Consider the following 11,771-nt stretch of genomic DNA (forward strand, 5'->3'; position numbering starts at 1 on the left):
CCCCAGAATAGTAGTGTTTTCAATAGTTAAACTACCGTTCACGCCCCGCTTCATCCATTGTCTTGGCAATGGGGGAGAGCAGATACTGGATGATGCGCCGCTCGCCGGTCTTGATCTCTGCCTGCACCTGCAAGCCGGGACCGATGGCTTGTTCCTTGCCATTGATCATCAGATGCCGCTTGTTGAGCTTGATCCGGGTGGCATAGACCAGCCCTAGATTTTCATCCTGGATCGCATCGCGGCTGATATTATCCACCACGCCTTCAATCAGGCCGTAGTCGGTAAAGTTAAACGCCTCCAGCTTCACCCGCACCGGCTGGCCTTCATAGATAAATCCAATGTCCTTGTTGAGAATCTGTGCGCTGACCTGCACTTCGGCATCATCGGGAACGATTACCATGATGGGTTCAGCTGGCTGCACCACGCCGCCAATGGTCGTCAGGGTGAGCTGTTGCACGGTGCCGTCTACGGGTGATTTGATCTGCTGGAACTCGCGCCGACGGGCTGACTTTTGCAACTCTGCTCCCGCCATCGCCGATTGCCCTTCGGCTTCCGCCATTTCCGCAATTGCGCCGCGACCGAAAGCTTCACGCAGGCGCCTGATCTGCGCCTCCAGATTGCGGATGGACGCGCGGGCTTCAGCAGCGCGCGCCGTTTGCACCGCGATATTCTGGATATGCTCCACGCGCAGCTGTTCGAATTCGAGCAGCCGCAGCCGCGAAAAATAGCCCTTGTCAGCAAGTTCCTGCCTTGCGGCCAGCTGGCGATCAAGCAAAGGCAATGTCTGTTCCAGCTTGCTGATTTCGGCCTCCGCCCCAGTAAGCTGCGCCTGCCGTTCGGCGCGTTGTTGTTGGAGACCTGATCTCTCCGCTTCATATTCCGCGATGGCAGAGCGCACAAATTGCGACTGGGTGAGCGCAACATCCACCGGCGTGCCTGCGGGCGGAACGAAGCGGGCATCAAGCCCTTGCAGATGCGCCATGAGTGCATCATTGCGGGCGCGCACAATTTCTGCCGACATCAGCTGCTGGGAGCTTTGTGCTTCATCGGCATTGCTGATTGTGGAATCGAGTTCGACGAGCAATTGACCTTTCTTAACCCGCTGACCGTTCTTGACATGGATGGCGCGGATGGATCCGATTTCAATCGGTTGAATGACCTTGCTGCTCGCGGAGGGCACCACTTTACCGGCGGCGGTGGCAACTACATCGACTTTGCCAATGAACGACCAGAGCAAGGCTATCGCAAACAGGCTGCACAGGATCAGCATCAACCAGCGCAGACCGGGGCTGGCTGGCTTCTCCATAATCTCCAGGGCAGCCGGTAAAAACTCATGGTCGCTTTGCGGCTTGGCATTTTCATCCGCCACATTCTGCTGCTTCCAGCTTTCACGCAGGATCATCCAATGGCGCGTCAAGCCGGGAAAGCGTCGCGCGACGAAGCCTTCTTTTGCGGCTTCGTTTTCTTGGGCATCGTTTTCAGGGCTAGCTTGGTTTTCGCTCATGCCTCGATACCCATTTGCTTGTTGTACAACATGGCATAACGGCCATCGGCCTTTAGCAACTCATCATGCGTGCCGATTTCGGTTATATCGCCCGCTTCCACAGTCACGATACGATTGCACTGGCGCACAGCAGACAAGCGGTGAGCAATGATCATGACCGTACGACCTTGGGCGATCCTGCCAAGATTTTCCTGGATGATTTCTTCGCTCTCTGCATCGAGCGCGGAGGTTGCTTCATCCAATATCAATATGCGCGGATCACCGATAAGTGCTCTGGCAATCGCCATGCGCTGACGCTGTCCGCCAGACAGGTTCGAACCGCGCTCATCGATGACGGTGTCATAGCCATGCGGCAGTTCCAAGATAAACTCATGTGCACCGGCTAGAGTGGCGGCCGCGATCACCGCTTCCATGGGGCGTGTCGGATCAGCTAAGGATATATTCTCGCGTACCGTGCGATTGAATAGGATGTTCTCCTGAAGCACAACGCCGATTTGGCGTCGCAGCCAGGCTGGGTCCACCAGGGCCAGATCTACACCATCGATCAGTACCCTGCCCTGCTCTGGTACGTATAGGCGTTGCACAAGCTTGGTCAGCGTCGACTTACCGGAACCGGATGGCCCCACAATGCCGAGCATCTCGCCGGCCTTCACTTCAAGACTGACACCGCGTAATGCCTCCGGCGCATCGGGGCGATAGCGAAAGCGGACCTTGTCAAACTCCACGCGACCAGAAATCGGCGGCAGGCTTGCGCGGTTAGGATTATGCTCCGGCTCAGCAGGCGTATTGAGAATATCACCCAAACGATCTACAGAAATTCGGACCTGCTGAAAATCCTGCCATAGTTGTGACAGCCTGAGGATCGGTTGTGCCACACGGCCGGCAAGCATGTTGAAAGCAACGAGCGAGCCGACGGTCAACGTCCCTGCAATGACTGCCTTGGCTCCAAAGAACAGGATGGCGACGGTCGTCAGCTTCGATACGGCCTGAATCAAATGGCTGCCCCAGTTGGACAGAATAGCGACCCTAAAGCCCGTCTGAGTATAGCCAGAGAAGAGCTTTTCCCACTTGTCCCGCATCTGCGGTTCGACAGCCATGGACTTGAGCGTGCCTATACCGGTCACCGTTTCGACCAGAAAGGCCTGATTCTCGGCGCCACGACGGAACTTCTCGTCCAGCCGCGCGCGCAGCGGTGGTGTGATAAACAGAGAAATCGCGATATAGATAGGGATAGTTAGCGCAACAATCAGTGTCAGCAGCGGTGAATAGATATACATGACCACAAAGAAGACGATAGTGAAGAACAGGTCGATCACCACTGTCACAGCATTACTGGTCAGAAACTCGCGTATCGTTTCCAGTTCACGCACGCGCGCTACACTGTCGCCGACGCGCCGCGCTTCAAAATAACTCACCGGTAAATTGACGAGATGCCGGAACATATTGGAGGATAGCTCTGCATCAACCCGGTTGGTCGTATGCGCAAAAAGCCAGTTTCTGAGAGCCGATAGAAATGTCTCCCAGATCAGTACTACCGCTAGCCCGAAGGCAAGTACTTCCAGCGTGGTCAGTGACTGGTGGACCAGCACCTTGTCGATCACCAGTTGAAAGAATATCGGAGAGGCCAAACCCATAAGTTGCAGAAAAAAGCTGCCAATCAAGACGTCGCGCAAAGCCCGACGATATTTGACCAAGGCGGGAATGAACCAACCAATATCAAAAGGGCGTTTGTCACCTGCGACCTTTTCTCGGGAAGTCAACAACAGCAAACGCCCCGCATAGGCGTCCTCAAATGCATCAGCAGACAAGACTTCGGGCCGTTCAGCATCGCCACGCTGGATCAGATAGCGCGGATTATCAATATCTTCTTCAATCTTGAGTAAAATGAATGCGCTATCGTCATTTGTCCTTAGAATCGCGGGCAGCGGAATTTTGGACAGTTCTTCGTGTGACGCGTCCCGAAGACGTGCAATCAGACCAAGCTTCTTACCAATACGTGACAAATGTTCCAGCGTGTAAGGCTCATCACCCTTACCGCGATCATGATGGATTTGTTGCGGATCGGCTGGCAGTCCGAGAAATTTGGCCAGTAGCACAAAACATGCAAGCGCCGGATCAATTGGTCCGATTTGCTCGATGGGTTGATCTATGGTCTGGTCGTCTTCCCCGACAGACATATCTTACGCGCCCCCGCTATACTTAAGGCGCAGGCTAGTAACAGTGATTGTTAAGATTCGCCAGAAAAACTAGTCGCCAACGTTTAACTACATAGATTTACTTGGTTTCTTTTTATGCGCGGATACATTTACATCCATTTCGGATGTAAATTGGGTTTTTTGCAAGCGGAACTAGAAATCTCGGCAAATGCCTTAACTGAGGAAGGCCTTTGACCAACTGTAGTAAAGAGGTGAAAATAGTACCTCCTGGCCGCAGAAGAACTCAAAAAACCAGTGGAATGCGTGGTGCCGCTTAGAGGACTCGAACCTCTGACCCCATCATTACGAATGATGTGCTCTACCACCTGAGCTAAAGCGGCGCTCAATCGGTCAGGTGGGGTTTATCCATCTCGACCGGCTGACGGAGGCGCCTTTAACAGCCGGTTTGTCCTGTGACAAGCCTGACCATAGATTCGCAACACTATTGCCAGATTTTCAGCGGCCCCGACGCAAGAAATCTTCAAAAGTTTACCGAATATTTACCATGGCTGCTGCAAAACGGTCCTGAAACAAATAGATTTAGTGGGATCAGGCATGGAAAATCTTCGTAATTCCGATGAAAATGGCGGTTTAGGTGTCGGCCTTGACGCCGATTACATCGCCTATGAAGATGAGGATGTAACCAACGATGCGCCCCCCGCAATTGGTCAGGATGAGCGGCGCATGCACGTGCGGGCCTATAATTTCTGGGCCGGACTGCTGGGTGAGCGTCAATTTCCAAGCGTCGAAGATCTCGATCCTGAATCGGATGATGATTTCGGACCTAACAGCGTTCTGCTCGACTTTACGAACGGCGTTGAGAATCCCTCAATCCAGTTTCTCGGCAAATCCCTGCGTAAAGAATGTGAACTGGACGACAGCATTACCTCGATCGATCAGGTGCCGGCACGCTCGCTCCTGTCACGGATCACCGATCACTATCTTCAGATTATCGCAAATCAGGCACCAATTGGTTTTGAGGCGGAATTTGTAAATCAGCGGGGCATTACGATCATGTATCGCGGTATATTGCTGCCCTTCTCCACCGATGACGATACAATCGATTTCATTTACGGCGTCATTAACTGGAAAGAGGTTGTCGCGGATGACTATGCGCAGGAACTCGAGGACCAGGTTGCAGAGGCGATGCGGTCCGCTCCGGAAAAAACCGAAACAGGTCCTATCTGGGCCGATGCTCCGGCATCCAGCCAGTTGGAGCTGACCGCCGAAGATGCAGCCGCTGCCACCGCAGCACTTGTCGGCGGTGATCATATCGATCTGGAAGATATTAGCGACCAACCCAGCGAAGATTCCAGCCTCGCCGACTGGTTGGTTGCGGCACGCAGCAGTGCAGACAATGCGGCACATAGCGAGCAGCGCAGCCGCGCCGCACTTTATAACGCCATTGGTCAGGCCTATGATTTTTACATCATGACCGAAGCGCATCCGGATGAATATGCCATCCTGCTTGAAGACTCCGGGTTAAAAGCGCAGGACCGTGCGCCGATGACCCCAATTGTGAAACTGGTTTTTGGTGCGCATTATGACAAAACCCGGCTGACGGAATATGCCGCTGCCTTACGTTATGCAAAACAGGCAGGCATCGAAAAAGGAAGTTTTGCGGACTATCTGGAAAATCATGATGGCGGCCTGAAAGCCATCGTCTATGCCGAGAGAGATGCGCGCAATCCCAAGAAAAAAACATCTGATATCATCGTCCAGAATGATGACATCCTCGAACGACTGCGCAACGCACCAAGTCGCAAGCTTGCCGACATTGATACCGGTGATGAAGAATTTGTTGTGCTGGTTGCACGGCGGGATGACAGTGGGCAGTTGTCTATTGTCGGACCAGTTTTGGGCGATCAAAAGCTGACCGACAAGGCTCTCAAGCACACCAGCATTTGATAGCATCGGCTACGTAAAGGTCAGCAAGTACTGGTTTCATATGTAACCAATATATCACGCTTCTCCGGCAATTGCCTGCTGGCTTCCAGATTAGGTTCCATACACTCTTGAGCAACGCCAATATTGGGCGCATAAGCCCCTCAAATCGACGGAGTCTTTATCCGTACTGATATTTGGGGGAACCATGACCGGTAGCCGCGATACAAAAGCAGCGAAAACGACCACCTCAACGGCCGAAAAAATACTCGAAAAGAAACTGATCGCCGCTTTCAAGGAAAGCGCATTGCCGGGCGAAAATATCGGTTTTAACAATAAAGCATGCAAGGAAGCCGTTCACTTTGTGTTGACCGGCGGCCTCTACCGAAACAGTTCCGACGCGAAATTGCAGCTGGAAAGTGTCATCAGTGCCAACGGTAGGCGGCATTTAAGACTTGCTATCGTCAATGACGACATGCCGTTTCTGGTCGACTCGGTATGCGCGACAATTGCCGGATTCGGTCTAAATATCCAGAGACTCATCCACCCGGTAATTGGTGTCAAAAGGGACGGCCAGGGTAAACTCTCCACCATTCATAGCAATCCAGAGGGTGACGCCAGACGCGAATCAATAATCTATATTGAACTTGAACGCACCGACGCAAAAATACGCCGGGCGCTGGAAAAATCGCTTCAAAAGAACCTCAAAGATGTGGCCGCCGCTGTTGGTGATTGGGTTGAATTGCAGGCAGCATTAGGATCGGGCGCGGACAGCCTTGAAGAAGGTGAAGGTCGTGCGCTGTTACACTGGTTTCTCGACCGTAACCTCACACTGCTGGGGCATGAGCAGATTAATCAAAAGGGAAAGCGGACGCACAAGCTGGGCATATCACGAATGCGGGATAAACCTGCACTCTCTGTTGAGAGCCAGAAGCGAGCTTTCGACTGGTTCAAGGCGGGCGGTGAAGGCCCCCTGATTATCAAATCCAATCAGGTATCTTCGGTCCATCGGCATGTTTTGATGGATATCATCATCGTGCCCGTGCTTGAAAATAGCAAGCTGGTTGGCCTTTCCCTAACAGCCGGTTTGTGGACTAGCGCCGCCTTGGCTGCTCCGCCCGAGGCAGTGCCATTGCTACGGACTCAGATGACGAAGTTGTTCGACAAATTTGAGTTTTCCGCCTCTGGCCATGCGGGCAAAGCCCTAACCCATACGTTGACGGCCCTGCCCCATGACATTCTCATAACATTCAAGCAGGAATATCTTGAGAAGCTCGCACTAATTTCGATGTCGCTGATTGATCGCCCGAGGCCAAAATTGCATAGCGTGATGTCCCCGCTCAATCGCCACCTTTTTGCATTTATCTGGCTGCCGCGCGAACAGCTATCCACAACGCGCCGTGAGAATATTCAATCTCTGCTCACCGAAGCCACCGGTGCCAAGATTTTGAGTTGGTCCAATACTTTGGACGAAGGGGGAATTTCATCACTCCGCTACATTCTCGATATGGGCGCGGACAGCAAAATACCGGATCCGGACGCACTCGACAAAAAGCTGGAAAATATGATCCGTGGTTGGCGTCCCGAAGTGGAAAGCCATCTCAGCGAGTTTGTTCCTGAGAATCGTGCCGCTGTTTTGGCCCAACGTTATGCCGATTGCTTTCCTGGAACTTATCAGTCCACCTATGGTGCGGAAGAAGCTTCCCGCGATATCATGCGACTCTTTCAATTGGAGCGCGGTGGACAAAAATCGGCACGCCTCTATCGGCTTGACGGCGATGCAGATCATATACTGCGCCTAAAAGTCTATCATCTGGGTGGCGTGCTGCCCTTGTCAAATGCGGTCCCGACACTCGAAAATTTTGGATTTTCCGTTCTGGAGGAAATGCCGACACCGCTGGATGAAGGGCGGCTTGGTTACATTCATGATTTTCAGTTGGCATTACGCAACCCTGATACCCGCGATGACCTGATTGCACGAGCTGCTGAGCTGCAGGATGCGGTTACGGATGTTCTCGAAGGTGCCGCGGAGAATGATAATTTTAACCAGCTGATCACCGCCACCGGCATCAGCGCCCGGTCGACGGTCTGGATCAGGGCCTGGTTCCGCTATTTGCGTCAAACCGGCCTCAGCTACGGGATTGCGACCGTTGTGGAAGCGCTGGCGGAGGCAAGCCATGTCACCGAAGCGATGGTGGAATTGTTTACAGCCCTGCACGATCCGGATTTCGAAGGTGACAGGGAAAAAGCGGCGGCCGATGCAGTCAAAGCAATCGAGAACGGCCTGCTCAAAGTTCACGGTATCGACGATGACCGCATATTGCGCCTGTTTCGCGCGGTTATCGAGTCCATCCTGCGCACCAATGCCTTCTCACCACAAGGCAGCGAAGCGCTGGCCTTCAAGATCGAGAGCGCGAAAATCCCAGAACTGCCGGATCCAAAACCCTGGCGCGAGGTATTTGTTTACAGTCCGCGTGTGGAAGGGATACATTTGCGTGCCGGACCTGTTGCGCGTGGAGGCTTGCGCTGGTCCGACCGACGCGATGATTTCAGGACCGAGATTCTGGGTCTGATGAAGGCACAGCGCGTGAAGAACGCCGTCATTGTTCCCACAGGTGCCAAAGGCGGCTTTTATGCAAAGCAGCTGCCGTCGGGTGATGACCGCGATGCATTTATCGCGGAAGGCATCGCATCATACAAAATATTCATCAGCGCGCTTCTGTCGATCACCGATAATATTGAAAATGGTGACGTTGTTCCGCCAGAAGAGATTGTTCGCCTGGATGATAATGACCCCTATTTCGTGGTCGCCGCCGACAAGGGCACGGCCAGCTTCTCAGACATCGCCAATGGCATTGCGATTGAGAATAATTTCTGGCTGGGAGATGCCTTCGCCAGCGGCGGAAGCAATGGCTATGATCACAAAGCCATGGGCATTACCGCACGCGGGGCCTGGGTGTCTGTCCAGCGTCACTTTTTGGAAATGGGCGTCGACGTTCAAAAAGACCCAATATCCGTCGTCGGTGTTGGCGACATGTCGGGCGATGTGTTCGGCAATGGCATGCTGTTATCCAAAGCATTGCGCGTCGTGGCCGCCTTTGATCACCGTCACATTTTCATCGATCCCGATCCCGACCCGGCGAAAAGCTGGAAGGAGCGTAAACGGCTGTTTGATCTGCCCCGTTCCAGTTGGGAGGATTATGACAAGAGCCTGATTTCCAAAGGCGGAGCCGTTTTCTCCCGTCAATCAAAGACCTTGAAAATCAACAAGGACATCGCTGCTCTGGTAGGTCTTGTGGGTGAAAAAGAAGTAACGCCGTCGCGTTTGATATCCGCCATATTGACCAGCAAGGCGGACCTTTTGTGGTTTGGCGGTATCGGCACTTATATCAAGGCATCCAGCGAAAATCATGTCGAGGTGGGTGATCCTTCCAACGATAATATCCGCGTCAATGCCAAGCAGTTGCAAGTGAAGGTTATCGGTGAAGGCGCCAATCTTGGTATCACGCAAGCCGGGCGGATTGATTTTGCAGACTATGGCGGGCGGATCAATACCGATTTCATCGACAATAGCGCAGGCGTCGATTGCTCCGATAATGAAGTGAATATCAAAATTGCCCTGAATGCTGCGATGGCGAATGGTAAACTCAAGCCAGCAGCCCGAAACAAGCTTTTGGAAGCGATGACAGATGACGTTGGCGCATTGGTCCTGGAAGACAACCGGCTTCAGGCCCTTGGACTGTCCATTGCCGAAATGGGCGGCAAGAAGACGCTGCCATCCTATATTCGCCTGATAGATTATTTCGAGGAACAAGGAAGGCTCGACCGGGCGGTAGAAGGCCTGGCGGGTAATGAAGACCTGATCCGCCGCGGACAGGAAGATCGGGGATTATATCGGCCCGAGCTGGCCGTGCTTATCTCGACCGCAAAACTTGCCTTGCAAGACGCGATCGAGAATAGTGATCTGAGTGACGATCCAGCACTGGATAGCGAACTGCTAAACGCTTTTCCTGCCGCGATGCAGAAAAAGCACAAAGCTGCGATCCTGAATCATCAGCTGCGCAAGGAAATTATCGCAACAAAATTGGCTAACCGGATGATCAACCGGCTCGGCCTGATTGACCCGTTCGAACTGGCCGAGGAAGAAGGCTCGTCACTTGGCGAAGTCGCCGCGGCTTTTGTAATGGCAGAGCGTCTGTTTCAGGCCGACAAGCTTTGGGTATCTCTTGAACAGGCAAAAATCGGTGAAAGCATACGCTTGGTACTTTTTGACCGGTTTGCCTACGTCTTGCGCTCGCACATGGCGGATCTGATGCGTATCGGATTGGCCGACGGTCCCATTGACGATGCCGTCAAGATGCTCTCGCGGGGGATCGCTCTGCTGGATGAGAAGGTCGACAGCCTGATAACGGAGGAGGGACAGGCAGAGGCAGCCAAGCAGACCAAATTGTTGGTGGAAGCCGGCGCAACCAAAGAAATTGCGCTTAAAATAGCAAATATCTACAAAAATGACGGCGCTGCGGGCATCGCATTCCTCGCCAGGACACGCGAAATTAATGCCGTCAAAGTCGCCGCAGCTTTCACCAAGTTGGGCAGCCTTCTCGGGCTAGATTGGGCACAGATGACTGCAACCCGGATTAACCCATCCGATCCATGGGATCGTCTGTTGGTCGCCGGTCTGGCTCGCGATTTTCAGCAGATGCGGCTGGATTTCCTGAAAAGGGCGCGCAGCAAGGATATGGATCAGTTTCTGGAAAGCTGGGCCGATAAAAATGCGCAGCGGGTATCACAGTTTCGGCGGATTATTGATCGTGCTCAATTATCCCCTCGCCCCTCCATCGCCATGCTCGCGCAAATTGCCGGACAGGCGCGGATATTGCTCAGTCGCTAGATGATATAGCACAGCCCGATACGGGCCTATATCCAATAACCCAGGAGATGGAGCAACGTACCGACCAACCCGCCCACCAGCGTTCCATTAACGCGGATATATTGCAAATCCCGGCCGACCGCATTCTCTACGCGGTCAGTGATAGTCTGCGCATCCCACCCGCGAATGGTCTCTGATACGAGTTTGACGATATTGTCGCCGTAACTGGCAACTACGCCGACCACCGCACGGCGTGCAAAACGGTTCAACTGACGGTTGAGCAACGGATCTTTCTGCAAGCTGCTTCCCAGTTGCATCAGCGCGTCACCAAAGTGACCAGCCATCGCCGCTTCTGGGTCACGCGATGCTTTCAGCAAAGCTTCCCGCCCGGTTTCCCACATGCCGTCAATCCAGCTGGCAATTGCCGGGTTCTCGATCATCTCCAGCTTCCACTCATTCACCCGTTGCCGCAATTCAGGATCGTTCTTCAGCTCCTGCGCCAGTTGCGCCATACTTTCTTCGGTCTTCGCGCGCACCGGGTGCTGCGGATCAGATGCCATATCGGCGAGCAATTTATAAAGCCCGTCAACCACCTCGTTAGCCAACCGGTCATCCAGGCCGGTCCAGCGCATCACCGTATTGGCGCGATCATGGACAATCGCGCGAATGACATATTCATTAGCGTCAAGCGTTCGATAGGCCCACTTGATCGTCGAATCTATCAGCGGCCCGTGACGGTTTTCGGCCATTACCGATTCCAGGATTTGCCCCATCGGGGTCGCCAGATCGAGTTCCTTTGCCTGTGTTTTCACGGCCCCCTTGAACATGCTACCCAGCCTGTCTTGATCAAGCGAGCCAATGATGTCGCCGATGAGTCTTGAAGCGCCCATACGCAACCGCCCCTGCCCGCCGCTCGGCGATTTCAGGAACCGTCCGACACCGCCCGCCAGATCAACACCGTGCATCCGCTGTGCGACGATGCGGGAAATCAGAAAATTTTTCTTGAGGAAGTTCGCAAGCGTGTCGCCAATCCGGTCCTTGTTGCGCGGGATGATCGCCGTATGCGGGATCGGTAGCCCCATCGGATGACGAAACAGGGCGGTCACGGCAAACCAGTCGGCTATGCCGCCGATCATCGCCGCTTCCGAAAAAGCGCGAACGAAGCCGAGAGCAGGATGTACCTCCTCATAGGTTTTGGACGTGAAATAGATCACAGCCATCAAAACCAGCAAACCGGTCGCGATAATCTTCATATCGCGGCCACCATTGTTCATATCCGCTAGGATTGTGGATGGACCAGAAACCGGATTGCTATTCG

5 protein-coding genes and 1 tRNA gene are annotated in these 11,771 nt (G+C 53.5%); 2 read left to right on the forward strand and 4 right to left on the reverse strand.

Annotated elements, in window-relative coordinates; genetic code table 11:
• Positions 1–31: 31 nt before the first annotated feature.
• The 3 genes from DK507_RS16430 to DK507_RS16440 all read right to left on the reverse strand — a co-directional run bounded on the left by DK507_RS16430 (position 32) and on the right by DK507_RS16440 (position 4,040).
• Entirely contained in the window at positions 32–1,504 is a 1,473-nt protein-coding gene (locus DK507_RS16430; protein WP_109357368.1) for an HlyD family type I secretion periplasmic adaptor subunit, read from the reverse strand.
• A complete protein-coding gene (locus DK507_RS16435; RefSeq protein WP_109357369.1) occupies positions 1,501–3,681 on the reverse strand; it encodes a type I secretion system permease/ATPase in 2,181 nt (726 codons plus the stop codon). Before DK507_RS16435 ends, DK507_RS16430 begins: the two co-directional genes overlap by 4 nt.
• Before the next feature lie 283 nt (positions 3,682–3,964).
• Positions 3,965–4,040 (reverse strand) — tRNA-Thr (locus tag DK507_RS16440).
• Positions 4,041–4,254: 214 nt separating this feature from the next.
• Between DK507_RS16440 and DK507_RS16445 the strand changes: the two genes are divergently transcribed.
• Complete coding sequence (locus DK507_RS16445; protein WP_254054424.1) at positions 4,255–5,607, forward strand: hypothetical protein; 1,353 nt, start codon at positions 4,255–4,257, stop codon at positions 5,605–5,607.
• A 184-nt stretch (positions 5,608–5,791) separates the two neighbouring features.
• Entirely contained in the window at positions 5,792–10,474 is a 4,683-nt protein-coding gene (locus tag DK507_RS16450) for an NAD-glutamate dehydrogenase domain-containing protein (RefSeq protein WP_109357370.1), read from the forward strand.
• A gap of 26 nt (positions 10,475–10,500) precedes the next feature.
• Here the strand turns inward: DK507_RS16450 and DK507_RS16455 are convergent, their stop codons facing one another.
• The gene (locus DK507_RS16455) at positions 10,501–11,727 is read right to left on the reverse strand and encodes a DUF445 domain-containing protein (RefSeq protein ID WP_254054425.1); all 1,227 of its coding nucleotides are present in this window, start codon (positions 11,725–11,727) and stop codon (positions 10,501–10,503) included.
• Positions 11,728–11,771 lie beyond the last annotated feature (44 nt).

The organism is Sphingorhabdus sp. EL138 (genome assembly GCF_900258045.1).
Classification (GTDB): Bacteria; Pseudomonadota; Alphaproteobacteria; order Sphingomonadales; family Sphingomonadaceae; genus Parasphingorhabdus.